22 protein-coding genes are annotated in these 25,014 nt (G+C 63.1%); 17 read left to right on the top strand and 5 right to left on the bottom strand.

Annotation, left to right across the window (positions count from 1 at the left end):
• Positions 1-231 precede the first annotated feature (231 nt).
• From E3T29_RS09580 to E3T29_RS09565, 4 genes are all read left to right on the top strand, one after another.
• Positions 232-1,485 carry an extracellular solute-binding protein gene (locus E3T29_RS09580; RefSeq protein WP_134345242.1) on the top strand — a complete coding sequence of 418 codons (1,254 nt, stop codon included), beginning with the start codon at positions 232-234 and terminating at the stop codon, positions 1,483-1,485.
• A 64-nt stretch (positions 1,486-1,549) separates the two neighbouring features.
• On the top strand, positions 1,550-2,518 hold the full coding sequence (locus E3T29_RS09575) for a carbohydrate ABC transporter permease (protein WP_092339204.1): 969 nt from the start codon (positions 1,550-1,552) through the stop codon (positions 2,516-2,518).
• A gap of 2 nt (positions 2,519-2,520) precedes the next feature.
• Entirely contained in the window at positions 2,521-3,411 is an 891-nt protein-coding gene (locus E3T29_RS09570) for a carbohydrate ABC transporter permease (protein WP_198417743.1), read from the top strand.
• Positions 3,412-3,434: 23 nt separating this feature from the next.
• A complete protein-coding gene (locus E3T29_RS09565) occupies positions 3,435-4,268 on the top strand; it encodes a class II fructose-bisphosphate aldolase (protein WP_134345241.1) in 834 nt (277 codons plus the stop codon).
• A gap of 1 nt (position 4,269) precedes the next feature.
• Here the strand turns inward: E3T29_RS09565 and E3T29_RS09560 are convergent, their stop codons facing one another.
• Genes E3T29_RS09560 through E3T29_RS09545 form a run of 4 tightly spaced genes read right to left on the bottom strand, consistent with a single transcriptional unit; the run spans position 4,270 to position 8,682 of the window.
• Complete coding sequence (locus E3T29_RS09560) at positions 4,270-5,106, bottom strand: carbohydrate ABC transporter permease (protein WP_134345240.1); 837 nt, start codon at positions 5,104-5,106, stop codon at positions 4,270-4,272.
• Complete coding sequence (locus E3T29_RS09555; protein WP_134345239.1) at positions 5,103-6,083, bottom strand: carbohydrate ABC transporter permease; 981 nt, start codon at positions 6,081-6,083, stop codon at positions 5,103-5,105. The genes E3T29_RS09560 and E3T29_RS09555 overlap by 4 nt, the downstream gene beginning before the upstream one ends.
• An 11-nt stretch (positions 6,084-6,094) precedes the next feature.
• The gene (locus tag E3T29_RS09550) at positions 6,095-7,399 is read right to left on the bottom strand and encodes a sugar ABC transporter substrate-binding protein (RefSeq protein ID WP_241987744.1); all 1,305 of its coding nucleotides are present in this window, start codon (positions 7,397-7,399) and stop codon (positions 6,095-6,097) included.
• 47 nt (positions 7,400-7,446) lie between these two features.
• A complete protein-coding gene (locus E3T29_RS09545; protein ID WP_134345237.1) occupies positions 7,447-8,682 on the bottom strand; it encodes an aminotransferase class V-fold PLP-dependent enzyme in 1,236 nt (411 codons plus the stop codon).
• Positions 8,683-8,910: 228 nt separating this feature from the next.
• Here E3T29_RS09545 and E3T29_RS09540 point away from each other — a divergent pair, with 228 nt between their 5' ends.
• From E3T29_RS09540 to E3T29_RS09505, 8 genes are all read left to right on the top strand, one after another.
• A complete protein-coding gene (locus E3T29_RS09540; protein WP_134345236.1) occupies positions 8,911-9,600 on the top strand; it encodes a FadR/GntR family transcriptional regulator in 690 nt (229 codons plus the stop codon).
• Positions 9,601-9,773: 173 nt separating this feature from the next.
• A complete protein-coding gene (locus E3T29_RS09535; protein ID WP_134345235.1) occupies positions 9,774-11,075 on the top strand; it encodes an ROK family transcriptional regulator in 1,302 nt (433 codons plus the stop codon).
• Positions 11,076-11,104: 29 nt separating this feature from the next.
• On the top strand, positions 11,105-12,382 hold the full coding sequence (locus tag E3T29_RS09530) for a sugar ABC transporter substrate-binding protein (RefSeq protein ID WP_134345234.1): 1,278 nt from the start codon (positions 11,105-11,107) through the stop codon (positions 12,380-12,382).
• Complete coding sequence (locus tag E3T29_RS09525; RefSeq protein WP_134345233.1) at positions 12,379-13,341, top strand: carbohydrate ABC transporter permease; 963 nt, start codon at positions 12,379-12,381, stop codon at positions 13,339-13,341. Before E3T29_RS09530 ends, E3T29_RS09525 begins: the two co-directional genes overlap by 4 nt.
• On the top strand, positions 13,334-14,176 hold the full coding sequence (locus tag E3T29_RS09520) for a carbohydrate ABC transporter permease (RefSeq protein ID WP_092339186.1): 843 nt from the start codon (positions 13,334-13,336) through the stop codon (positions 14,174-14,176). Before E3T29_RS09525 ends, E3T29_RS09520 begins: the two co-directional genes overlap by 8 nt.
• Positions 14,177-14,189: 13 nt before the next feature.
• Positions 14,190-15,179 (top strand): Gfo/Idh/MocA family protein, encoded by a 990-nt coding sequence (locus tag E3T29_RS09515; RefSeq protein ID WP_134345232.1) that lies wholly within the window; start codon positions 14,190-14,192, stop codon positions 15,177-15,179.
• On the top strand, positions 15,176-16,297 hold the full coding sequence (locus tag E3T29_RS09510; protein ID WP_134345231.1) for a Gfo/Idh/MocA family protein: 1,122 nt from the start codon (positions 15,176-15,178) through the stop codon (positions 16,295-16,297). The genes E3T29_RS09515 and E3T29_RS09510 overlap by 4 nt, the downstream gene beginning before the upstream one ends.
• Before the next feature lie 112 nt (positions 16,298-16,409).
• Complete coding sequence (locus tag E3T29_RS09505) at positions 16,410-18,623, top strand: acyltransferase family protein (protein ID WP_134345230.1); 2,214 nt, start codon at positions 16,410-16,412, stop codon at positions 18,621-18,623.
• Positions 18,624-18,665: 42 nt separating this feature from the next.
• On the opposite strand, the gene E3T29_RS09500 is transcribed toward E3T29_RS09505, so the two are convergent.
• The gene (locus E3T29_RS09500) at positions 18,666-19,292 is read right to left on the bottom strand and encodes a flavin reductase family protein (protein WP_134345229.1); all 627 of its coding nucleotides are present in this window, start codon (positions 19,290-19,292) and stop codon (positions 18,666-18,668) included.
• A gap of 83 nt (positions 19,293-19,375) precedes the next feature.
• Between E3T29_RS09500 and E3T29_RS09495 the strand changes: the two genes are divergently transcribed.
• From E3T29_RS09495 to E3T29_RS09475, 5 genes are all read left to right on the top strand, one after another.
• Positions 19,376-20,143 carry an HAD-IIB family hydrolase gene (locus E3T29_RS09495; RefSeq protein ID WP_092339174.1) on the top strand — a complete coding sequence of 256 codons (768 nt, stop codon included), beginning with the start codon at positions 19,376-19,378 and terminating at the stop codon, positions 20,141-20,143.
• A gap of 224 nt (positions 20,144-20,367) precedes the next feature.
• Complete coding sequence (locus tag E3T29_RS09490; protein WP_166792372.1) at positions 20,368-21,423, top strand: acyltransferase family protein; 1,056 nt, start codon at positions 20,368-20,370, stop codon at positions 21,421-21,423.
• On the top strand, positions 21,420-22,337 hold the full coding sequence (locus E3T29_RS09485; protein WP_166792371.1) for an alpha/beta hydrolase: 918 nt from the start codon (positions 21,420-21,422) through the stop codon (positions 22,335-22,337). The genes E3T29_RS09490 and E3T29_RS09485 overlap by 4 nt, the downstream gene beginning before the upstream one ends.
• A gap of 105 nt (positions 22,338-22,442) precedes the next feature.
• Positions 22,443-23,918 (top strand): polysaccharide biosynthesis tyrosine autokinase, encoded by a 1,476-nt coding sequence (locus tag E3T29_RS09480; protein ID WP_134345226.1) that lies wholly within the window; start codon positions 22,443-22,445, stop codon positions 23,916-23,918.
• Between the two features lie 87 nt (positions 23,919-24,005).
• On the top strand, positions 24,006-24,992 hold the full coding sequence (locus tag E3T29_RS09475) for a glycosyltransferase (RefSeq protein WP_198417742.1): 987 nt from the start codon (positions 24,006-24,008) through the stop codon (positions 24,990-24,992).
• Positions 24,993-25,014: the final 22 nt, after the last annotated feature.

Below are 25,014 nucleotides of genomic sequence, written 5' to 3'. Positions count from 1 at the left end.
GAATGACGCCGATTTGAAAATTCGCGGTCATTTCTGACTGTTAATGATTGTAGAGCTAGAAAATCAATCACTACCAACTATTCTAAGCGTTTGTTGACGTCATGTAACGATCTGATATCAACAGTTGTGCTGACACGACCCGCGCGCCAAACTGGTCAAAACCTGGATGGATATGACTGTTCAGGTGCTTTTGCAGTCAAAAAACATCATCAGACGATAAGGAAATCAGACATGAAGAAGTCTCTGCGATTGGGGGGCATCGTCGTGACAGCGACGCTGGCCACGATGTCACTAGCCTCCTGTGGTTTTGGTGGCGGCAACGCGTCGGGCGGGTCCGACGGATCGGGCACGACCGTGAACCTGTTGGTCCCCAGCTACTCGGACAACACGCAGGCACTGTGGGAAGGCGTCATCTCCGACTTCGAAGACGCCAACAGCGATATCAAGGTCAACCTCGAGGTGCAGTCCTGGGACAACCTGACCGATGTCATCACGACCAAGGTTCAGGGAAACGCAGCGCCTGACATCATGAACGGCGGCCCGTTTGCGGGTTTTGCCGCGGATGACCTGCTGTACCCGATCGACGAAGTAGTGTCGGCCGACACACTCGCTGATTTCCAGTCCTCGTTTGTTGAGAACGCTTCCGTCGACGGCGTCCAATTCGGCGCGCCCCTGCTCGCCTCGGCCCGTGCACTTTTCGTCAACGAAGACCTGTTGGCACAGGCCGGCGTAGCCGCTGTCCCGACGACATGGAGTGAGCTGCTGGATGCGGCCACAAAGATTTCCGCCATCGGCGGGGGAGTAGCCGGGTACGGGCTGCCGCTCGGGTCCGAAGAAGCGCAGGCGGAATCGGCGGTCTGGTTCTACGGTGCCGGTGGCGGTTTCGGTGATGCCAGTGCGATTACGATCGACATCCCCGAAAACCTTGAGGCTGCCAAGTTCATTCAGTCGATGGTTGATGCCGGCGCGACGCAGGCGGATGCGGGCGCTACTGACCGCAGCCCCCTCATGGACGTCTTCGTCCAGGGCAAGATCGGTATGATCATCGGGCTTCCGCCGACGGTCGGTCAGATCGCTGAGGGCAATGCTGCACTCAACTACTCCGTAAACCCCATCCCCACGGTTGACGGCTCGGCCTTTACCCTCGGGGTAGCCGATCACCTCATGGCATTCAAGAATGACGGATCCAAGCAGGAAGCCATCACGAAGTTCCTGGACTTCTTCTACTCTGCTGACCAGTACGTGCCGTGGGTAACCGCCGAGAACTTCCTCCCGACCACCCAGTCCGGTTCCGACGCGATGGGCGACACTCCGGCCCTGGCGCCGTTCATCGAGGCTCTGCCCGGTGCTCAGTTCTACCCGAGCACGAACCCCAACTGGTCGGCGACGGATGCCGCGTTCAAGAGCTTGATCGGGCAGCTGGCCCAGGGCAAGGATGCGCAGGCCGTTCTCACCGAAATTCAGGCCAAGTCAGACGAAGGCTAACAGCCTTCGCGCCGTGCGCGACCTCGCTCCAAGTTGATCACAAGGAATATCGGTGGATTAGGAAATGACTCAAACAATTCATGAACCACCGACCCAGACGGGGACGGCCACCGGCCGTCCCCGTTCGGGGCCTGCGCGTCAGCGTGCAGCAGCGGGTACCCGCCTGTCCGATCTGATCTCCGCTTTGCCGTGGATCGGGCCGGCACTCGTCCTGATCTTCGGCGTCGTACTCTTCCCTGCCGTCGTCATGTTCTACAACTCCACCAGGGACATCAGCCTGAGCGGTCTCGACAAGGGTCCCGTCGGGTTTGCCAACTATGCAACGCTCCTTGAATTCACCCCGCTCGGCGGAATCATGCTGCGCACCCTGATCTGGGTCGTTGCCGTCGTGGCTCTCACCGTTCTCATCTCGCTGGTCCTGGCCCAGTTTCTCAACAAGTCATTTCCCGGGCGCCAGATCGTGCGCCTCGCCGTCATCATCCCCTGGGCAGCGAGCGTGGTGATGACCACGCTCGTGGTCTACTACGGGCTCGAAGGGTACATCGGCATCATCAACAAGTTTCTCGTCGACATCCAACTGATCGACGGACCATACGGCTGGACCAAGAACCCGGTCAGTGCCTTCAGCTGGTCGATCGGCATTGCAGTTTTCGTCTCCCTCCCTTTCACGACCTACACGATTCTCGCCGGTCTGCAATCGGTACCCGGCGATATTCTCGAGGCCGCCAAAATGGACGGTGCCGGTCGCATCCGCACCTATTTCGGGATAGTCCTTCCACAGCTGCGCGGTGCATTATCCGTAGCTGTCTTGATCAACATCATCAACGTCTTCAATTCGCTGCCGATCCTCAAAATCATGACCGGGTCGATTCCCGGCTACGACGCTGACACGGTCATGACGATGATTTTCAAGTACATCCAGAATGAGCACAAGATCGACGTGGCCAGCGCGCTGAGCGTCGTTGCCTTCCTGATCGTGATCGTGATCGTGGCGATCTACGTCAAGGTCGTCAAGCCTATGAAAGAGGTCTGATTATGACCGCCCTGCTTACGTCGGCGCCGCGCGCTGCCCGCAAACCTCGATACACGGCTGATCAGGTTCCGCTTTCGACAGTGATCTGGCGCATGATTGCCGGCGCCGTGGTGCTGCTTATTTTCGTCATTCCCTACCTGATCATGTTCTTCGGGTCAGTCAAGACAAAGAGCGAGATTCGTTCGGTTGAGCCCACCTATTTCCCCACGGAATGGCACTGGGAGAACTACCTCACCATGTGGTCCACACCCGAGACCCCGCTGGTGCAGAATCTCATCTCGACGATCGTCATCTCCGTTTTCGCAACTCTTCTGGTGCTTCTCGTTGCACTACCGGCCGCTTATTACACGGCCAGGGCGCGCTTTCCCGGACGCCTGGTCTTCATGTTCCTGGTGATTGTGACCCAGATGCTGCAGCCGGCCGTTCTCACCTCCGGCCTCTTTCGTCAGTTCGGGTTCCTGGGCATTTCCGATACCTGGCTCGCCATGATCTTGATCAACGCGGCGTTCAATCTGTCCTTTGCTGTCTGGATCATGCATAGCTTTTTTGCTGGAATCCCGAAGGAAGTAGACGAAGCCGCGCAATTGGATGGAGCGGGTCGCCTCACGGTGTTGTTCAAGATCAACCTCCCCCTCGTCTGGCCGGGCATCGTCACCGCAATCGTGTTCACCTTCGTGGCCTGCTGGAACGAATTCGCCGCAAGCCTGGTCATCCTCTCGACGGCGGGCAACCAGCCCATGGCCGTTGCCCTGACCAAGTTCGTGGGGCAGTACGAAACCAGCTGGCACTACGTCTTCGGTGTTTCCATCGTCGCCATCGTGCCGGTCGTGGTGCTCTTCATGCTCATTGAAAAACGCCTCATCGGTGGTCTCACCGCTGGCAGCGTCAAGTAACCAATCAAGTTCTCGGAGACCGAATGACGTTAGTCCTCACCCGAAGCCTCATGGATTCGGCCTATCAGCGCGGGGTTGCTATTGGGGCGTTCAACGTGCTCCATCTCGAGACGGCCGAGGCGCTCGTCGCAGCAGCCGAGCAGGCCGAACTTCCGGTCATACTTCAAATCTCAGAGAACTGCGCCCAGTATCACGGCGGACTCGAACCGATCGCTCTATCCACCCTGGCGGTGGCGCGAGCGTCAGCCGTCGAGGTCGCAGTGCATCTCGACCACGCCCAGAATGAAGAACTCGTCTACGAGGCGATCGAACTCGGCTTTGGGTCCGTGATGTACGACGGAGCGCATCTGGGATTTGATGAAAACGTCGCGATCACGGCGCGAATCACCCAGTACGCGCAGTCTCGCGGCGTATATGTCGAGGCTGAACTGGGTGCGGTTGGCGGCAAAGATGGCGCCCATACACCGGGCGTGCGAACAGACCCGGGTGAAGCAGCCGCGTTTGTGCGCAGCACCGGTGTCGACGCACTGGCGGTAGCAGTCGGTTCATCGCACGCCATGACGGAACGCGTGGCAGCAGTCGACTACAGCTTGATCGCGCGACTGCGGGCCGCTCTCGACGTGCCCTTGGTCCTGCACGGGTCATCCGGCATTGCCGATGAGAACATCGTGAAGGCGATTCGAGCCGGCATGACCAAGATCAACGTCTCGACGCAGCTGAACAAACACTTCACCGAGGCGATTCGCGGTTATCTCGCCGCGAATGCCGCGGTTGTTGACAGCCGCAGGTACGGGGCAGCCGGACGTGCCGCCGTTGTACAGGAAGCAGCCCGCCTGATGCGACTTTTCGCCGCGTAGGTTATCCCTTGACCGCCCCAGCAGTCAGCCCCTGCACGATGTATCGGCTGGCGAAGGCGAACAAGACCATGGTCGGAATGATCGTCAAAACCGCTGCCGCTGACATCGAGCCCCAGTCGATGTTGAAGCTTGAGATGAACCCATTCAGGGCAGTCGGAATCGTCTTGTTTTGGTCACGGTTCATCAGCGTGACCGAGAGAAACAACTCGTTCCAGCAGTTTACGAAATTGAAGATGAACGCGGCGACGATCCCGGGCTTCATAACGGGAACGATGACTCTGAAGAGTGCGCCCAGCCGGGAGCATCCGTCGATCATTGCCGCTTCTTCCAACGCATCCGGCACGTTGGCGAAGAACCCGCGCAGCATCACCGTGCAAAACGGTATGCAAATCGCGATGTAGACGAGCACGAGTCCGAACTTATTGTCGACCAACCCCAGCTGCGACATCATCAGGTAAAGCGGGCCCAGGGCGATGAACGCCGGGATCATCTGGGTGACCAGAAACGCCATCATCAGCGCGCCCTTGCTGCGAAATTCGAACCGGGCAAGGACATATGCCGAGAGCAAAGAAATGAGCGTCGCGACGGTGGCGGCTACCGCAGCGATCACGAGGCTGTTGGCAAGATAGGTGCCGAACTGCGCCTTGCTAAAGAGGTTCACGTAGTTCTCGAGCGAGAAGACTTCTGGCCAGTAGGTCAGCGGAAAGCTGAAGATCGCCCCGGGGCCTTTGAACGACGTGATCGTGATCCAGTAGAGCGGAAAGATCGTGATGACGAGCCAGATCGCGAGAAAAACGATGCGAATGGTGCGGGCCAGCCTGGTTTCCCTGTCGATCATGTGATGACCGCTTTCTTCTCGCGAATCGCAAGGAGGTAGAAGATGGAGAAGATAAGCAGGATCCCCACGACAATGAGTCCCAGAGCGGATGCCTGCCCGTAGTCGCCGCGTTGGGTCGTCGCAATCATCCAGGTCGTGATGATGTGGGTCTGATTCGCTGGACCGCCGCCGGTCATGCCGAAGATGATGTCGGGAAAGTTGAAGATCCAAATCACACGCAGCAGAACCGTCAGCGCGAGCGTGGTGCGAATGTAGGGAATGGTGATCTGAAAGAGAGTTCGCGTTTTTCCTGCACCGTCGAGGGCTGCGGCCTCGAAGAGCTCCTCCGGAACGGATTGAAGAGCTGCAAGGATCATGATCGTGAAGAATGTAACGCCGTACCAGACGTTCGCGATGATGATGGCGACCATGGCCGTCGTGGGGTCAGCGAGCCACGGTATCGCTTGATCGGTGAGGCCGACTTTCGACAGTAGGTCATTGATCACGCCGAATTCACTGTTGAACATCCACCGAAACAAGATGCCGATCAGAAAACCGGAGATCGCCCACGGGAAAAAGATCAGGGCTTGGTAAAGTCCTCGAAAGGCAAATTTACGTCGGAGCCAAAGCGCGAGAGCAAAACCAATCACGAACTGCGGCACGAGAGAAGCCACGACCCAGGCGACTGTATTTCTCAGCACGGTGTAGAAGACCGGATCGGTCAGAATCGCCGCGAAGTTTTTGAATCCCACCCAGGAGGTGTCGGTGAGATTGCTCAGGTTCCAATTGCGGAAGGCCATCTGGCTGCCCGCGATCATCGGGTAATACACAAAGATGATCACGAATATCAGGGCGGGGGAGAGAAACGCCAGAATAGTCAGGCTTTTGCGAACGGTGAAAGTGCGCCGTTGCGAACGTCGTGTTCCCGGGTCCGGCCGTCGTGGAGCGCTCGGCGAATTCGCCGCGCGCTCCAGTGTTTCGGTACGTGGAGACGTCATAGAAGTTCCGCCTAGGCGTTCTTCCACTTTTCGACCCAGTAGGCATCCCAGCTGGCGAGAAGTTCCTTCTGAGTCATCTGGCCGATGAGCACCTGCTGTAGTTCAGAGTCGGACTTCTGGATCCAGTCGGTCCACCATGAAGAATCGCGCGGCTGGACTGCAGTGATGTAGGTATCGGGATTCTCGTTCATGGTTACGTAGCTGGCCCACGCGCCGGTCTTGTAGAAGTCGCTGTCTGCGGCGTCCTTCAGAATGGGAACGAGGCTGTTCTTCTGCGTGAAGGTGGCCGACGCATCGCCTTCCGACAGGAAGGAGATCAACTTGGCCGACTCGGCCTTGTGCTCGCTGGACTCTGCAGTGCCCCAGCCGGCGGTGGCCATGGGCTGAATCGCCTTACCCGTCGGTCCGGTCGGCATCGGGGCCGTTGTCCACTGATCGACGCTGATCGACTGCGCTTGTTCGAGGGTCGCGATTACTTCCGGATCCTGTAAGAGGAATCCCGTGGAACCGTTGGCGAACCCCTCCACCATTTCTGGGTACCCCCAGGCGACCGACGAGGGTGGCGACGCATTCTCGAAGAGAGCGAAGTAGGTCTCGAGGGCGTCAGCAGCTTCTGGCGCGGCAAAGATCGTGCTGCCGTCGGTGAGCTTGAAAGCATTGTCCTGGTCGATCTGGTCGGCTACGTAAGCCTCGATCGCCAGTACAACGTTAGTATTGCCGTTCTTGCCGCCGCGAAAAGCGTAGCCGAACTGACTCTTCGACTCGTCCTGCAAGGCCGTGGCCTGCGTGAGAAGTTCGTCCCAGCTGGTGGGTGGTGCCGAGAAGCCGGCCTCCTTGATGAGGTCGGTTCGGTAGAACAGGCTCGCACCATAAAAACCGTAGGGAATGTAATAGGACTTGCCGTCCGCGTTGGTCGCGTACTTGGCAGCGTTCACGGTCAGGTCGTCCCAGCCGGCCCAGCCGGCAAGTTCATCGGACATGTCGTACAGCCAGCCGTTGGTGGAAAACGGTCCAACCGTGATGTCGCGCACCTCAAGAACGTCGACCCCGGTACCAGACTGAAGCATCTGCTGAATCTTCTGGTCGGCCTGCTCGGTGGGAGGGGAGATCAATTCCACGGTAATTCCGGGGTTCTTCGCTTCGAAATCTGAGATCAGACCCTTGAGTACGTCGGTTCGGGCCGGGTTGGTCAGGCTTTCAACCATCTGCAGGTTGACGGTGCCATCCGCAGCATCCGAGGCGGCAGAGCACCCCGAAAGCGCCAGGGCCGTAGCGAGCCCCAGGCCGATCCATGCACACGTTTTCTTGTGAATCACAGCATTCCTCTTTTCATTGAGATCGGACGATTCTTGAGGCCAACGCCCTATGGCGATGGTGTAGCAGAAGGGACCTGGGCCCATTCGGTGAGTGCGGCAACGCAGTGCTCAACGAAATAGTCAAAGTCGGCAGCAGTGTTGTAGACATGCACCGACAAACGGAAGTAGCCGATCCCGCCGAAGCTCGTAAAGGCACCTTCGACGCCCAGTTCACGTAAGACTCGATCGCGGAGCGCGTCCGCTTCGTCGTGGGTCGTGGCGATCCCGTCGGGCAGACGAACGAGTCTGAGCGCGTTGACCGGCATGCCGACATCTACGTGATGGTCTTCGCCGGTAATCGCACCAAAAGCAGCGGTGATGGTCTCTTCGGCGTAGTCCGCAAGATCCGACATGTAGGTGCGCACGGCATCCCATCCCCAAGTTCGCCCGATGAAATCCAGGGCCGTCGTCGTGGCGAGGTAGCTCGTGAGGTCTAGGGTGCCTTGAGTGTCGAAGCGGTCGGGGAAGGGTTCGGTAGCGCCCCAGGAATCAATGAGTGGATATAGCTCAGCCGCCAGTGGGCCCCGGGCGACCAGAACGGATGTGCCGCGCGGGGCGCAGCCAAATTTATGAAGATTCCCGATCCAGAAGTCACAATCCAGCTCATTGAGCGGGTCCTCGTACAGCCCTGGCACGTGCGCTCCGTCGACGAGGAGCGGGATTCCACGACGGCGCGCCTCGCGGGCGACGGATTGTACCGGCAAGAATCGGGCGGTGGGAGAAGAAATATGGTCGACAATAATCAGCCCGGTGGCAGCGCTGAGTTCGGCCACAATGGCCTCATGAGCCTCGGCTGCGGTGGCATCCAGCGGAATATGCGCCGTACGTACCGTGCCGTTCCAGCGGCGGGCCAACCGCTCGGCACCCATGGTGACAGCTCCGTACCCGTGGTCGGTGACGACGATCTCCAGTCCGATCTTCGCCGGAAGGCTGGAGAAGACCACGCTTGCTCCGGCACTCGCATTGGGCACGAGGGCGGTGTCGTTTTCGCTTACGCCGAGAAACTTGGCAACTTCGCGACGGGTGCTTTTCACCATGGCCGGCAGCGCTGGAAACCACGCTACCGGGTTGGCATCCATCTGCGCGCGGAGTTGATTCTGATGTTCCTGGGCGACGACGGGCACAGCACCAAACGACCCGTGGTTGATGTGGATGGTTCGTGGATCGAGAGACCAGGCGGCCCGGGCTGGACGGCCGTCCGAAAGTGTCAATCCACGCGGTGGCGCGACTGGAGAGGTCAGCATGTGCTTCCTATTTCAATGTTCGTGGCTCGCAAACCATGACAAGACGTGTGATGACTCTCTGGATCACCCCACTTTCATGGCTGTTTTCAGGACTCTATCGGGATTGTTCCAAAAAGTCATCAGATGAGTTGAGATAAAGTGTTGTCGGGTGAGGAACGTGTCAGCTCGCCTCCGGCTTAGAATTAGATGGGGTTATCGGTAGTGGCGATTGGACGAAAGGATCCACGCATGTCGGCAGTAGACATCGCGTTCCACGGATTGCGTCACATGATCGCGTCCGGACGTCTCGGCGCTGGAGAGAAGTTCCCACCGGAGACCGCTCTCTTGAGTGAACTCGGCGTATCGCGCGGGTCTCTTCGTGAAGCAGTGCGCATGCTGTCGGCCCTGGGCGTGATCGAGTCACGGCATGGGTCGGGAACATACGTTTCTCAGTTGCGTCCCGAGGAAATCATGGGGAGTTTGGCGCTGACCGTCGACCTTCTGCCGCTGTCTGGACTCTTGGACATGTACGAATTGCGAGGTGTCCTCGAGTCGCATACTGCGGCCCAGGCGGCTGCTCGAATAAGCCCGGAGCAAACCGCGGAGCTTTTCGACTTGGTCGAGGCCATGGAGGCCGCCGCCGACCCCGAAATTGCCCCCGAGCTTGATGCTCAATTTCACGCGTTGATTGATCGGATCAGTGGCAACCCCACGCTGACCGTTCTGCTGGGCGTCTTTCGCGCCCGTTCGCGTGCCTATCAACTGTTCGCGCTGCCGGAAGGCGCGGAAATCCGGCGCGTCAGCGACCATGGCCATCGGACCATCTTCAACGCAATCGTCTTGCACGATCCTGCTGCGGCATCTGCCGCCGCGGCGTCCCACGTGGCCCAAACGGTCGAGTGGCTGCGCTTTTATCAGCCGGCCGTGCGCACTCCGTAGCGGGTCGCCCTCACTCCGCATTCCACCGTTGCTGAGTGGAATATTGCAGCGCGCCGCAGCCAGCAACGGTGCCCGAGTCGTTGACAACACCGCGCCAACGTGCCTACTCTGAACTCAGACGTAATTATGCAAATGACTTGCATAATGCTCACTACGAGGTGAGGGGGACCGCCATGGCACTGCATGAACGTGAAATGCTGGCCTTTCGCCGGCGCAATTCCGCCGCCTGCATCGGCGCCCTGCGCGACCACGGCGTGCTCACGGTCAGCGAACTGGCCAGCCTCACCGGACTCTCCCGCCCCACCGTCGAGTCGATCGTCGCCGAATTCGAAACCAACGGCCTGGTCACACACGAGCAGCAGACCACCACCGCAGCCAAGGGCCGTCCCGCCCGCCGCGTCGCGTTCAACGCCTCCGCCGGCTACGTCGCCGGCCTCGACCTCGGCCTGCACCGGGTTACCGTGCTGGTCAGCGACCTCGCCGGCACCATCGTCGCCACCGCCCTGCACGACATCACGACCGACATCACCGGCTCCGAACTCCTCGCTCTCGCCGCCGCGACCCTGAAACGCGCACTCGCAGAACTCGACGCCAGCCGGCTCACCTCCGTCACGGTGTGCATTTCGGGCATAGTGGATGCCTCCGGCCGCGTTCTGCAGAGTAACGTACTGCCCGAATGGAACGGCCTCGACCTCGCTGCGAGCCTCAGCGAACAGCTCGGCTGCCAGGTGTCCGTCGAAAACGATGTCAATATGGCCGCCCTCGGCGAACTGCACGCCGGCGCGGCACAAAACGCCGACGATGTCGTCTTCATCATGGTCGGCCACCGCGTGAGCGCCGCCATCATCCTCGGCGGAGCGTTGCACCGCGGCCGCAACTTTGCCGCCGGCGAGGTCGGCGACCTCGAATCCACCGGCTGGGGCTACCAGGACGTGCACGAGACCAGCGTGCTCGGCGCGTTCCTCGGCCAAAGCCCCGAAGACGTCTTCGCGGCAGCACAGGTCGGCGACCCCGACGCCCTCGAGCTGGTCACCCGGTTCGCGCGCCGCATCATCCGCGGTATCGCGGTCGTCGGGCTGACCGTCGACCCCGACCTCATCGTGATCGGCGGCGGGCTGTCCGCCGGGCCGGTGTTGCTCGGCGCGCTGCAGGCTGAACTGGCCCTGCTGGTCACCCGCAGCACGCAGCCGCCGCTCGTCTCCTCGGCGCTCGGCCGCACCGGCGTTGCCCTCGGTGGCCTCGTGCGCGCCCTCGAAGTCGTCTCGGAGCGGCTCTACGGCGCGAAAGACATCGCCGTGCCGCGCTTCAGCCTGCCCGCCATCCCTGTCACAGAAGCGGATGCCGAAGCCGCCCGGCCCGAATCAGCCCGGCCCGACCCGACCACCTTCGGCGCCCGCCTCGCAACCCACGCGGCCAGCGCGAACGGCAGCAGCTCGAACGCCAACACCGGCACCGCCACCCACCCACATTCCTGACCATTCATTAAACACGGCAGGGGAACCCAATGAGAAAAATCACCAGACTGGCGCCGCTCGCGCTGGTCGCCGCGCTCGCGCTGACCTCGTGTTCGGCACCCGTAGCATCCGATGAAGCCGTCACCGCAGACTCGGTAGCATCGATCAGCTACGCCATCTGGGACGAAAACCAGATTCCGGCGCTCGAGGCGAACATTGCCGCGTTCAACGAGATTTACCCGAAGATCGAGGTGAAGATCGACATCACCCCGTGGGCGCAGTACTTCACCAAGCTGCAGACCCAGGCGTCCGGCGACACCCTGCCCGACGTGTTCTGGATGAACGGCCCCAACTTTCAGCTCTACGCCGCCAACGACCAGCTCGAACCGATGACCGACCTCATCGACGACGGCGATGTCGACCCGGCCAACTACGTCGAGGTGCTCAACGACCTCTATTCCTTCGACGGTGTGCAGTACGGCATGCCCAAGGACTTCGACACGGTCGCACTCTGGTATAACAAGGCGATTCTCTCCGAGGCCGGCGTCGCAATTCCCGACGAAACCTGGACCTGGGACGACTTCGCTACGGCCGCCAAAACCGTCAGTGACACCCTCGCCGACCAGGGCGTCTACGGCGTCGCGACCGGCCTGACCGGCGGCCAGGAGGGCTACTACAACACGATTCTGCAGGCGGGCGGCAGTATCCTTTCTGAAGACGGCACGTCCAGCGGCTACGACGACCCGAACACGATTCGCGGCCTGCAGTTCTGGGCTGATCTCATTGCCGACGGTTCCAGCCCAAACCTGCAGCAACTCTCCGACACTCCTCACAACGCGTGGTTCACCAGCAGCAAGACCGCGTTCTTCTGGTCCGGCACCTGGAGCGTCGCCGAACTCGCGTCGGCAAGCAACACCCTCGACCTGAACGTGGCCCCGCTGCCTCAGGACGAGAAGCAGGCCACTGTCATCCACGGCCTCGCCAACGTGGTCTCGGCGGGCAGCGAGCACAAGTCGGCCGCACAGGCTTTTCAGGCTTACCTCGGCAGCGAAGAAGCGCAGACCCTGCAGGCCGAAATGGGAGCGGCCAACCCCGCCTTCATCGGCGCCGGCCAAGCCTTCCTCGACTCGGTCGAGCACTTCGACCTCGAGGTGTTCATCGACGAAGCCGACAACTATGCCTACCCATTCCCCATCTCGAAGGACACCGCGGCTTGGACCACGATTGAAAACGAGCTGCTGCCGCAGGCCTTCTCCGGCACTCGCACCGTTGAAGATGTCGCTGACGAGCTCGCCACTCGAATGAACGAAGCGCTGGCCAAGGAATGACCCTGCGCACCGGGAGCGCGGTCGGCGAGAGCCGTGCTCCCGCCGACCTCCCGGTGCCCGTAGCAACAACACCGCAAAAGAAGCCAAAGGGCTTCGACGGCTACTGGCCGTGGCTGTTCGTGCTGCCGACCCTGCTCGGTGTGCTCGGCTTCTACATTTGGCCGATCATTCAGACCGGCTACCTGAGCTTCACCGAAACCGGCCCGTTCGGCGGCGAAGAATTCGTCGGCATCGACAACTACCAAACCATGCTGGCCGACGGAAACGTGGCCCAGGCCCTGATCAACACCCTGATCTACACGGTCATCGTGCTGGCCGGCATTCCGATCGCGCTGCTCATGGCCAACCTGGTCAACCAGCCCGGCCTGCGCTTCGCGTCGTTCTATCGCGTGCTGTTCTTCATGCCCTACATCGCGATGCCCACTGCGGTCGCCCTGGTCTGGCGCATGATTTACAACGGTGATTTCGGCATCCTGAACTGGATGCTCTCGCTCGTCGATATCGATGGCCCGTACTGGACCTCGACCCCCGGCTTCGCGATCGTCTCGGTCGGCGTTGTCGGTATGTGGGCGTCGCTCGGGTTCGGGATCATCATTCTCGGTGCTGCCCTGAAAAACATCTCACCGGAGTATTACGAGGCGGCGCAGCTCGACGGCGCCACCAAGTGGAAGCAGTTCACCTCGATAACCGTGCCGCTCGTGACGCCGAGCCTGTTCTTCGTCACGATCATCTCGGTGATCAACGGGTTTCAGCTGTTCGACCTGCTCTACGCCATCATGGGCCAGTACAATCCGGCCCTGGTGCAGAGCCAGTCGCTGGTCTACATCTTCTACAACCAGGCCTTCATTCAAAACGACAAGGGCTATGCCGCGGCGATCGGCATGGTCATTCTCGTAACGATCGGCATCGTCACCTTCTTCCAGTTTCGGATGCAGAAAAAGTGGGTGAACTATGTCTAAACAGTCCCTCTCCCCGGCCCAGCAGGGCGCGAACAGCGTGCGCACCCACCTGGTGCTCGGCATCATCGGCTTCATTATGGTGTTCCCGTTCATCTGGCAGCTCGTCATCTCGCTCTCCACCAACGACCAGGTGATGAGCGTGCCGCCCACCTTCTGGCCGGGCGACCTGCAGTGGGGCAACTTCGTCGACGTCTTCACCAAGCTGCCGTTCTTCGACCAGTTCGGCGTCTCGGTCGGCATCACCGTCATCCGCGTGATCGGCCAGGTCGTGCTGTGCTCGATGGCCGGCTACGCGTTCGCCCGTATGCGGTTTCGCGGCCGCGGAATCTTTCTCGGCGTCATCCTCTCGATTCTCATGGTGCCGCCGCAGGTGTACCTCATTCCGCAGTTCCAGATCATCCAGAACCTCGGCCTGCTCAACACCATCATCGGCATCGCCCTGCCCGGCATCTTCAGCGCCTTTGGCGTGTTCCTGATGCGGCAGATCTTTCTCGGCCTGCCGATCGAACTCGAAGAAGCCGCCCGGCTCGACGGCGCCAACCCGGTCCAAATCTTCTACAAGATCATGCTTCCGCTAGCCACCCCGGGCATCAGCGCCCTGGTCATCATCACGACCCTATGGTCGTGGAACGACCTGCTCTGGCCACTCGTGGTCACGACCTACGCCGAGAAAATGCCGCTATCGGCCGGCCTGGCGACGCTCGCCGGCAGTATCACGACCGATTACCCGGTCATGATGGCCGCGAGCGTACTCGCGATGGCGCCCGTGCTCATCCTCTTTATTGTTCTGCAGCGTCGCGTCGTCGAGGGCCTCGCCTTCAGCGGCTCGAAGTAGCACCACCCCTTATATGTCTGGACTTCTCGTGAACATTGGCCTCATCGGTGCCGGCGGCATCACCCACGTGCACATTCCGGCCTGGCTCGCCCTCGGCGCGCGGGTCACCGTGTTCTCGCTCGAGGGCGGCGCCGAGGTCGCCGCGCAGTACGGCATCACCGCGGTCGGCTCACTCGATGAGCTGCTCGACGCGTGCGACGTGGTCGACATTTGCACTCCCACTCCAACGCACTATCGCCTCGCCGAACGCGCCCTCCGCGCCGACAAACACGTCATCTGCGAAAAGCCCATAGCGCTCCACCCAGCGGATGCCGCCGCTCTCGCCGAGCTCGCCGCCTTCGTCGGCAAGCAGCTGCACCCGGCCCACGTTGTGCGCTACTTTCCCGAGTACGCTCTGGCCCGAGGCGCCGTCGCCGCCGGAACGATCGGCGAGCCGGCCATTTTGCGGTTCAGTCGCATCGGCGAGTTTCCCACCTGGGCGAGCTGGTTCGCCGATGAGGAACAGTCCGGCGGAATCGTGCTGGACCAGATGATCCACGACCTCGACATTGCCCGCTGGATCGCCGGCGAGGTCACCGAGGTGTACGCCGTGAAGTCCGTGGGCGACGGATGCGAGACCGCCCAGGTCGTGCTCACCCACGAAAGCGGCGCGCTCAGCTACGTCACCGGAGTCTGGGGCGCGCCCGGCACCACCTTCGCCACGTCCTTCTCGATCGCCGGCTCGACCGGGGTGCTGAAGCACGATTCCCGAGCGGATGCCTCGCTCCGCTTCGACCTCGGCGCGCCCGTCGCCGGCACGCAGTCTATGCGCCCGGACACGTCGCTGGGCGAAAGCCCGTACCTGAGCGAACTGCGGGACTTCGCCGCCGCGACCCTGGGGGGACCTGCCCCGCGGGTCAGCCTCGCCGACGCCACCCGCGCGGTCGAACTAGCCGCCGCCGCGAACGCGTCGATCGCGTCCGGGCGAAGCGAGTCCGTCGTGCGTGAGGCGGTGGGGGCATGAGAGCCGTCGCGAATGCCCGACCGAACGCGTCCGTGCAACCGACCTCCTCGTTGTCCGAGCAAGCCGCGTCGAGCGGGGTCGCGCCGCAGCATCCGTTGTCTGAGCGCCCCCTGCGCGTAGCCCTGATGTCGTTCGCCCACGTGCACGCCGCTGGCTATGCGGCACTGCTACAATCGATGCCGAACGTCGAGTTGCGCGCCTCCGACCCCGACGGCGGCAACGAGCCGGCCGAACGGCGTGGCCGGGGCCTCGCCGACGACCTCGGCGTCAGCTACGTCGACAGCTACGCCGAACTGCTCGCCTGGCAACCCGACGCCGTCATCGTGACGAGCGAAAACGCCCGGCACCGTCCGTTGGTCGAAGCCGCAGCCCTGGCCGGCGCGGCCGTGCTGTGCGAGAAGCCGTTGGCCACGACCCTGGCGGATGCCCTCGCCATGCAGGCTGCCTGCGACGCGGCCGGCGTCACGCTGATGACCGCTTACCCGGTGCGGTTCTCGCCCGCCTTCGCCCGGCTGCGCGAACTCGTTCAGGCCGGTGGGCTGGGCGCGCTGCTCGCGGCGACCGGCACGAACAACGGTCAGATTCCGGTCGGGAACCGGGCTTGGTTCACCGACCCGGCACTCTCTGGCGGCGGTGCAATAGTCGACCATATCGTGCACGTTGCTGACCTGCTCGATGCCCTGACCGGGCTGACAGCCCAGTTCGTGCGGGCAGTGTCGAACCGCATTCTGCACGCCGACAAGCCCGAGGTTCGCGCCGAAACCGGGGGACTAGTCACGATCAGCTATGCTGGCGGCTTCGTCGCCACGATCGACTGCTCCTGGAGCCAGCCCGACAACGCGCCGACCTGGGGCGGACTGACCCTTCAGGTGGTCGGCACGCGGGGGATCGCGGACATCGATCCGTTTGCGCAGCACGTGGGCGGCGTCGGGGCCGATGGGGCCGTGTTTCTCGGCTACGGCAAGAACACCGACGAACTGCTCCTGAACGAGTTTGTGCACGCGGTGCGTGCCGGGCGGGCGGGGCAGCCCGACGGGGCCGCGGGCATCCGCTCGCTGAAAATCGTGCTTGCCGCGCAGGAGTCGGCGCGCACCGGCGAGGTTGTGTCAATCAGGTAAAACTCGGCCGACAGGTTTGCCCCAATAGCTGAGCTTGCGTCATAATCGCAAGGCGTGCCCGAAAGTCGGGCCGAACAGGTACCAGTTCCGAAACCCGAGTCGGAGGCTATACATGTCCGTTCAGTCCACCTTGGAGCGCCACGAGCGCGCACCCGACCCGGCCGGGTCCACCGGCGGAAAGTCTGCCACGCGCACCTTTCGTGGCGACATCGAGGGCCTGCGCGCGGTCGCCGTGATCGTCGTCATCTTCGATCACCTGCTCGGCTGGCCCTCCGGCGGATTCATCGGCGTCGACATCTTCTTCGTCATCTCCGGTTTTCTCATCACGAGCCTGCTGCTCAAGGAACATGCCCGCACCGGCCGCATCTCCCTCGTCGACTTCTACCGCCGCCGCATTCGCCGCATTCTGCCGGTCTCGCTCCTCGTACTCGTCGTCACCGTGGCCATTGGCTACCTGCTGCTGCCCGGCGCCCGCGCCCTCAGCACCCTGTGGGACGGCGTCTACTCGGCCCTGTTCGTGGCCAACTGGCACTTCGCCGCCGTCGGTACCGACTACCTGCAGGCCACCAACGCCGTCTCCCCGCTGCAGCATTACTGGTCGCTCGCGGTCGAGGAACAGTTCTACTTCGTCTGGCCGTTCCTGCTCATCGTGATCTTCGCCTTCGCCGGCCGCCGCACTCTCAGCGCCAGAGCCCTGATCACGACGGTTGCCGTCACGACCGGCGTCATCACCCTCGGATTTCTGGCCTGGAGCTTCTTCGAAACCTCGACCAGCCCGGCCATCGCCTACTTCTCCACCGGCGCCCGCGCCTGGGAACTCGGCATCGGCGCCCTCCTGGCCGCAGCCGCTCCCGGCATCGCCAAGCTGCCGGCTCTGATGCGCCCACTGCTCGCCTGGCTCGGCCTGGCTCTCATCGTTGCCAGCCTGCTCCTGATCAGCCGCGATTCGCCGTTCCCGGCGCCGTGGGGGCTGCTGCCCGTCGCGGGAGCCGCCCTGGTCATCGCCGCTGGAATCGGACAGCCCGAGCAGCGCCTGCTGTTTCTGCTGACCAACCCGGTCAGCCGCTATGTCGGAAAAATCTCCTACTCCCTCTATCTGTGGCACTTTCCGGTCGTGATTCTGCTCGCCACCGTCTTCGCCACCGACTCACCGGTCTACCTGCCACTCGCCGTGGTACTCATGGTGGCCCTGTCGGTGTTCTCCTTTCATTTCGTCGAGGACCCCATCCGCCACTCGCTCTGGCTCGAAACTGCCCAAACCCGAAAGCGAGAACGGATGCTCCGCCCCGCCACCACACGCCACTTCGGCATCACCCCAGCCCAAGCCTGGATCGGTGCCCTGGTCGTCGTGACCCTCGTCATCGTCTCGGTGTCGTTCATCGCCCTGAAGGGCGGAACGTTCTCCACCCCGCAGGCCGACCCGGCCCCGGTCGGCGCGGACGTCGGTCCCGAAACGCCCGACGCACCGGCTACCCTCTTGGCCACGCGGCAGTCCGACATCGCCGCAGCACTGGCGTCGACCGCCTGGCCGGCGACCACCCCCGCTTTCGGCGCCCTCGGCGACAGCTCCGGCGCCCCGGAATGGGTCGACGACAACTGCCTATCGGTCAGCGAGAAGAACGCCGCGGGGTGCGTCTACGGAGACCCTGCGGCCGCCAAAACCGCAGTTCTGCTCGGGGACTCCATGGCCATCAGCTACATGCCCGCCATCCGCGCCGCCCTCGAACCGCTCGGCTACAACGTGCAGTCGCTGACCATGTTCTCCTGCCCGGCCGTCAACATCTCGGTGGCGCCCAAGAACGCCTCCGACGCCTCGGCCGCCACCTGCGACGACCACCACTCCTGGGTCTACAACGAGGTCGCGCGGCTCTCGCCCGATCTCGTGATCATGTCGAGCCTGGCCGGATCCATCGTGCGCCTGGCCAGCGGCAACGAGGGAGTTGCAGCCCTCACGGAATGGCAGACCGCGACCGCCGACACGATCACGGCCCTGCAGGGGGCGACCGACCACGTCGCTGTGCTCTCCCCGCCGCCGGCCAGCACGCCGTTCGCCGAGTGCAAGACCCTCACGAGCGCCCCCGCCGACTGCACCTACAGCCCCTCGAGCCTCTACCAGAAGGTGGTCGCGACCGAGCAGGGAGCCATCGAAAAGTTCGGCGACTTCGCCCAGTACGTCAACGTCGTGCCGTGGCTCTGTGTCGACAACACCTGCCCGGCTTTCATCGACAACACGCCGGTCTTCTTCGACGGCCAGCATTTCGTGCGCGAGGCGAGCAACCAGCTCGGCCCGCTGCTGGCGGAGGCCCTGTTCCCGCCGGCCGCCTAGCCGCTCGGCGCGCGCATCCGCTTGGGCCGCGTCACCCCGTGGTCAGTGCTCGCGCGGCCGAAACTCGCGCGGCCACTCGCTCGCGCGAATGCGGCGGATCTCCTTGACCTCACCGATCGTGCCCCACTCGTCGAGGCCCAGGCGCGACAGCGGCCGCAGCTTGTCGATGAGCGGATGCCCGGCCTCGTCGACCACGTTGGTCGCGATGGCAATGTGGGTGACCTCGCCGAAAACGAGAGTGCAATCACCCATCGACAGCGTGGAATGCAGACGGCACTCGATCGCCGCGGGGGACTCGGCAACCCGCATGGCGGCCACGGTCGCACTCGGCTCGCGGGTGAGCCCGGCGCGATCGAATTCGCTCTCCTCCGGCCCAAAATCGGTGCCGGTGGCGTTGACTTCCGCAAACAGCGACTCCGGCGTGAAGTTCACCACGAAATCCCCGGTCGCGATGATATTGCGCACGCTGTCCTTTACCCCCACCGAGGTGAACTGCACGATGGGCGGCGAAACGGATGCCACGGTGAAGAACGAATGCGGCGCCAGGTTGTCGACACCCTCCGCCGACCGGCTCGATACCCAGGCGATCGGCCGCGGCACCACGAGCGAGTTGAGCAGGCGGTAGAAGTCGCGGCGGGGCAGGGTCTCTGGGTCGAAGTCAGTACGCATCCGCTCAGGCTAACAACTCGTTTAGCCCGCGTGGCCGGCGCCGCGCCCGGCCGGTAACCGGCCCGCGCCGATAGAGTGGCCTGATGCCTACTCTTCCCCGCCTGGTGGCCTTCGACCTCGACGATACGCTCGCGCCGTCCAAGTCCGCGCTCGACCCGACCATGATCGACCTGCTCGTGAAGCTGCTCGGCGTCACCGAGGTCTGCATCATTTCCGGCGGCCAGTTCGGTCAGTTCCAGGCCCAGATCATCGACAACCTGCCCGAGATCAGTGCAGAGAAGCTCGCCCGGCTGCACCTCATGCCCACCTGCGGCACCCAGTACTACCGGAGCGACGCCCAAGGCTGGACCCAGGTCTACGCCGAGAATCTCAGCGACGACCAGAAGGCGCGGGCGCTCCAGGCCGTCGAGCAGACCGCCCGCGACCTCGGGTACTGGGAAAGCGACACGTGGGGTCCGATCCTCGAAGACCGCGGGTCGCAGATCACCTTCTCCGCGCTCGGCCAGGCTGCCCCGGTTGCGTCCAAAATCGCCTGGGACCCGACGGGCGAGAAGAAGAATGCCCTGCGGGAAGCCGTGCAGGCTCTGCTGCCCGACCTCGAGGTACGCTCCGGCGGGTCGACATCCGTTGATATCACCCGGCAGGGCATCGACAAGGCCTACGGCATGAAGCGCCTGGCCGACCTCACCGGGGTTACCCTCGACGACATGCTGTTCGTCGGCGATCGCCTCGACGAGAACGGAAACGACTACCCGGTCAAGGTTCTCGGCGTGGAGTGCGTTGCCGTCGAAGGCTGGCCAGACACGGCCGCCCTGCTCGATGACCTGATTCCCCGCTACGTAGCCGTCTGAACCGCCTCCTGAGGCGCTCTACGTTGAACGCCCGGCATAACTCCTGCGATTTCTGACCTCCGAAACGTACTTTCGCATGTTTCCGGGGGTGCGCCGTCGGGCCCGGCGCGAATTGCAGGAGTTATGCCGAATGGCGTCGTGTGAGGGTCGGGTTATGGGTCCGCAGCGGCCCGACAACCGAGGTCGAGATACCATCCTGAGTTTTTCTCGTGTACATTTCGCTTGTGAAAGAGATACGGGCGGAGAACCGCGAGTGGATCAACTTCGCCAAGGGCGCGGCGATCATTCTCGTCGTGCTCTACCACTCGTCGCTGTTTCTCAACGACCTCGGCCTGGCCGGCAGCACGCCGCGACTGCGCCTCGTGCTCAGCTACTTTCCGATGCCGGTGTTCTTCTTCATCGCCGGTCTCACCGCACGGCGCATGCTCACCTGGAACTTCAAGGATCTCTGGCGTCGCCGCCTGCTCACCCTGGTCTACCTCTACCTGCTCTGGTCGGTCATCCGGGTGGTCTTCTACCTCGTCGTGCCGCACCTGCGCGGCACGGAGCGATCCCCGACCGACCTGGTCAACATCGCACTCCTCCCGGTCTGGCCCACGAGCAGTTACTGGTTCATCTGGGCTCTGGCCATCTTCACCCTGCTCGCCTGGCTGCTGCGTAAACTGCCGGTCCCGGCGCAAATCGGGCTCGCCGGGGCCGTGGCCGTGCTGTCGACCACGCCGGGAGTGCTCGACCTCGACAACGTCGGCTGGGACCGAGTCGCGGCCAATTTCATTTTCTTCATCACCGCGGTCTACTTTCCTCACGCCGTCTACCGCTTGGCGGCTCGGGTACGGGTGTGGCACGCCATCGTGCTCGTGGCCGCGTATATCGGCCTCGCCGTGCTGCTCGTGCCGCTGCACCTTTCCCGAGTTCCCGGGCTGATTTTGCTCGAAAGCGCGGTCGCCGTGGCGATGGGCGTGGCCTTGGCCACCCTGCTCGTGCGCGTGAAATGGCTGAACTTCATGAACGCCCTCGGCCAATACAGCTTTCAGATCTACCTGCTGCACCTGTTCCTCGTGGCCGGCGCCCTCGCGCTGCTCGCGCCCTTCGCCGAATCACCCTGGCTCGAACGGGCCGGCAACGCCCTGCCGTTCCTGCTCGCGGCCATCGTGCTCGTCGCCTCGCTCTACCTCGCCAAGCTCCTGCGCCGGTTCTCGTTCCTCTGGGTCAGCCCGTTCCGCAAACGCCAGACCACATCGGTCTCGCGTCGGGCTCATCTGAACGGAGACCTGTTGTGAAGAAATCTCGCCTGATCGGGGCATCCGCTGTACTGCTGGCCGCTGGCCTGCTGCTCAGCGGATGTTCAGCCACCCCCACCAGGCCAGTCACCGACGCGCACAGCGACTCGGTAGCGCTGCAGAACGACCTGCAATACGGTACCGCCCGTGGCCAGAAGCTACTGCTGAACGCCTGCCTGCCGAAGGGCAAGAAGAGTCCCATTGCGGCCATGATCCTCATTCACGGCGGCGGCTTCGACAGTGGCACCAAAGTCTTCGGCGGCATGACCGCACTCTGCTCAGAGCTGGCCGACGGCGGCATCGCCGCCTTCTCGGTTGACTATCGCCTGGCCCCGCGATTCGCCTACCCGGCCCAGGTGAACGATGTCACCGACGCGCTCGAATGGTTGCGGGAACCCGCCCAGGTCGCTGAGTTCGGCATCGACCCCGAACGCATCGGATTGTTCGGCAGTTCGGCTGGTGCGATCATCGCCGCCTCGATCGGTACCAACGGCACCGGCAGCCTCACCAGTGGCGACCGGGTCGCGGCGGTCGTGGCGATGTCGCCGGCGGTCGACCTCACCGAGAACGGGCTCCTGCTCGGCGACCCGTCAAAAACGGCGATCGCCTCTATTCTGCAATACCTCGGCTGTTCCGACTTCACCGACTGCCCGAATTCCCGCGAGGCGTCGCCGTTATACTCGGTGGACAAGACCGACCCGCCGTTTTACATCGCCATTTCAAAAAAAGAACTTGTTCCCGTCGAACAGGGGGAGGCCATGGCCCTCGCGCTCAAAGCGGTCGGTGTACCGGTCACTCTCGACGTGAAACCCGGTAAACGACACGCATTGGAGCTCCTCGACGAGACCACGCGCGCGAGTATTCGTCAGTTTCTGATCGACAATCTAGTTAACTCCTCGTCACGGACTGATTAAATCCTCAATACTGACGGTCCAAAAGTGAGGATTTTTATGCCACCATAGGTTTCTGTCATCGTGCACCCGAAGCACGATGCGTCGATCACGCGGGGAGAAGTGCCCATGGAACTGAAACGACTGGTTCGAATACTCCAAAAGCGATGGATTCTCATTGTTGCTTTCGTCCTGCTCGGCGTGGTCGGTGGAGCAGCAGCCGCGCTGATCACCCCCGTGCAGTACCAGGCCTTCACCCGCGTGTTCGTGGCCGCCCAGATTCAAACTGGCTCAACACCCGGTGACCTCGTGCAGGGCAACAACTTCGTCGTGCAGAAGCTGCCGTACTACCTTGACGTCGCCACGAGCCCCCGTGTGCTCGACCCGGTGATCGCAAGCCTTGGCCTCGATGAGAGCGCGGTCGACCTGGCCAAGCGGGTCACGGCCACCACCCAGCCCGGCTCAGCGGTCATTGAGATCGCAGCGCTTGCCTCCACAGCGGATGCCGCCCAGCAACTCGCGCAGGCCGTCTCGGAGAGCTTCACCGACGTCGTCATCAACCAGCTGGAGAAGCCCGCTGACGGCGGTGCCAGCCCGGTCACGGTCGGCGTGCTCGACCCCGCAGTCGCCCCCGACCACCCCGCGCTGCCTCAGCTCTACCTCAACCTCGCCGTCGGACTGCTGATCGGGCTGCTGGTCGGACTGGTCACCGCGCTCATCCTCGGGCTGCTCGACCGCCGCATCTACAACCGCGACGACATCGAACGACTCACCGTCGTTCCCATGCTCGGCGGTATTCCGCTGGAAGCCCGCGCCAACCCGATTATCTCGCCCGACGGTGCTTCCACCGCCCGCGCTGAGGCGTTTCGGGTGTTGCGTACCAACCTCGAGTTCGCCGACGCCGACACCGGTCGTCGCAGCCTCGTCGTGACCTCCTCCGTCTCGGGCGAGGGCAAGACCACGACGCTCGTGAACCTGGCCATCGTGCTGGCCGAGAGCGGTGCGACCGTCGCCGTCATCGACGCCGACCTGCGCACGCCCCGGCTCGCCGATTACCTTGGCCTCGACGCCGATCGTGGCCTGACCGAGGTGCTCCTCGGAGACGTGCAGCTCAAGGAATCCCTGCAATCGTGGGGTACGCAGCATCCGCTCACCGTCTTGTCGTCGGGCAAAATTCCCACGAACCCGAGCGAACTGCTCGGATCGACCGCCATGGGCACCGTGCTCGACGTGCTCAGCAGCAGCTACGACTACGTGCTCATCGACGCCCCGTCGGTACTCGCGGTGACCGACGCTGCCGTGCTCAGCCGCTGGACCGGCGGCACCATCCTGGTCGTCGGCGCGAACCGGGTGCGCGAACCCGAGCTGCTCGCCGCCTTCGACGCCCTCGAAGCGGTCGGCACGACGCCCCTCGGTGTCGTGCTGGCCATGGTTCCCACTCGCGGTCCCGACGCGCTCGTGCAGGGCGCCGGGTTCGCGGCTACTTCCCGCCCGGCACCCCGTGCCACCACCGCGATCGACGCGGAGACGAACGACGCGAGTCGCTCGACCCCGCCCGCCAGCGAGTCTGCCCCGGCAGACACACCCACCCGCGTCACCTGGTAGATCCACCCGTTCCATTTACGTGTGGCGCACGTTCGAAGACGCACGTTCGAAACAGTTCCGCAAAGGCTTTACCCGAAGGGAGCCTCAGTGTCCGTGCACTCGTCTAACCCCATCGATTCGTCGCCCTCCCAGCAACGAAAGCTTCTGCTCGTCGCCTCCACCGGCGGGCACCTGGCCCAGCTGGTGCGGCTGGCGCCCGGGCTGGGCGCGTCGCCCAGTTCGCTCTGGGTCACCTTTGATTCCATGCAGAGCCGGTCATTGTTGGCCGGCCAGCGCCGCATCCATGTGCCGTACGTGCGTCCCCGCGACTACCTCGGAATGATGCGCGCGGCCGGCATCGTTCGCCGTGTGCTCAGGCACGAAACGTTTGAGGGGGCAGTGAGCACCGGCGCCGGTCTCGCCGTCGCGGCGCTGCCTCAGGCCGCGATCAGCGGCGTGCCGAGCCTCTACATCGAGAGCGTCTCCCGCGTCGAGGGACCATCGCTCAGCGGGCGGATGCTCGCAGCCAGCCACCTGGTCAGCGTACGCACCCAGCATCCAGCCTGGGCCACCAACCGGTGGCGAACGCACCCGAGCGTGCTGTCCACCTACCATTCGTTGATTCGGCCAGCGCCGGAGCGCCCCAGCCTGTTCGTCACCCTCGGCACCATCGAGGGTTACCGCTTCGACTCCCTCGTCGACGCCGTGCTGGCCAGCGGCCTGGCCGATGAGCGCACCGTCTGGCAGGTCGGTTTCACCACCAAGCGCACCGACCTTCCCGGCCAGGTGCACCAGATGATGCCAACCGCACAGTTCGTCGATGCGGCCCTGAACTCCGACGTCGTGATCACCCACGCCGGTGTCGGCACCTTCATGGGACTGCTCGAAATGGGCATTTTTCCGGTGCTCGTGACCCGCCGCAAGCACCGCGGTGAACACGTCGATGACCACCAGATGCAGATCGCGGAGCTCGCCGAATACCTCGGCGTCGCCCGAGCCGTTGACTCGCCCGACCTCACGGCCGACGTCATCCGCTTCGCTGCCGGCCGTGCCATCGACACCGGTGTGCGCATTCCGCTGCCCAGCGACCGATGAGCCAGGGGAGCTCCCCCCAGCG

Source organism: Cryobacterium sp. TMT1-66-1 (assembly GCF_004403435.1).
In the GTDB taxonomy this organism is placed as follows: domain Bacteria; phylum Actinomycetota; class Actinomycetes; order Actinomycetales; family Microbacteriaceae; genus Cryobacterium; species Cryobacterium flavum.
Note: the sequence above shows the minus strand (reverse complement) of the source record. Positions and strands in the feature narration are given on the sequence as shown.

Coding starts and splice junctions, on each gene's coding strand:
- E3T29_RS09580 (WP_134345242.1), top strand. CDS start 232: ATGAAGAAGTCTCTGCGATTGGGGGGCATCGTCGTGACAGCGACGCTG.
- E3T29_RS09575 (WP_092339204.1), top strand. CDS start 1,550: ATGACTCAAACAATTCATGAACCACCGACCCAGACGGGGACGGCCACC.
- E3T29_RS09570 (WP_198417743.1), top strand. CDS start 2,521: ATGACCGCCCTGCTTACGTCGGCGCCGCGCGCTGCCCGCAAACCTCGA.
- E3T29_RS09565 (WP_134345241.1), top strand. CDS start 3,435: ATGACGTTAGTCCTCACCCGAAGCCTCATGGATTCGGCCTATCAGCGC.
- E3T29_RS09560 (WP_134345240.1), bottom strand. CDS start 5,106: ATGATCGACAGGGAAACCAGGCTGGCCCGCACCATTCGCATCGTTTTT.
- E3T29_RS09555 (WP_134345239.1), bottom strand. CDS start 6,083: ATGACGTCTCCACGTACCGAAACACTGGAGCGCGCGGCGAATTCGCCG.
- E3T29_RS09545 (WP_134345237.1), bottom strand. CDS start 8,682: ATGCTGACCTCTCCAGTCGCGCCACCGCGTGGATTGACACTTTCGGAC.
- E3T29_RS09540 (WP_134345236.1), top strand. CDS start 8,911: ATGTCGGCAGTAGACATCGCGTTCCACGGATTGCGTCACATGATCGCG.
- E3T29_RS09535 (WP_134345235.1), top strand. CDS start 9,774: ATGGCACTGCATGAACGTGAAATGCTGGCCTTTCGCCGGCGCAATTCC.
- E3T29_RS09530 (WP_134345234.1), top strand. CDS start 11,105: ATGAGAAAAATCACCAGACTGGCGCCGCTCGCGCTGGTCGCCGCGCTC.
- E3T29_RS09525 (WP_134345233.1), top strand. CDS start 12,379: ATGACCCTGCGCACCGGGAGCGCGGTCGGCGAGAGCCGTGCTCCCGCC.
- E3T29_RS09520 (WP_092339186.1), top strand. CDS start 13,334: ATGTCTAAACAGTCCCTCTCCCCGGCCCAGCAGGGCGCGAACAGCGTG.
- E3T29_RS09515 (WP_134345232.1), top strand. CDS start 14,190: ATGTCTGGACTTCTCGTGAACATTGGCCTCATCGGTGCCGGCGGCATC.
- E3T29_RS09510 (WP_134345231.1), top strand. CDS start 15,176: ATGAGAGCCGTCGCGAATGCCCGACCGAACGCGTCCGTGCAACCGACC.
- E3T29_RS09505 (WP_134345230.1), top strand. CDS start 16,410: ATGTCCGTTCAGTCCACCTTGGAGCGCCACGAGCGCGCACCCGACCCG.
- E3T29_RS09500 (WP_134345229.1), bottom strand. CDS start 19,292: ATGCGTACTGACTTCGACCCAGAGACCCTGCCCCGCCGCGACTTCTAC.
- E3T29_RS09495 (WP_092339174.1), top strand. CDS start 19,376: ATGCCTACTCTTCCCCGCCTGGTGGCCTTCGACCTCGACGATACGCTC.
- E3T29_RS09480 (WP_134345226.1), top strand. CDS start 22,443: ATGGAACTGAAACGACTGGTTCGAATACTCCAAAAGCGATGGATTCTC.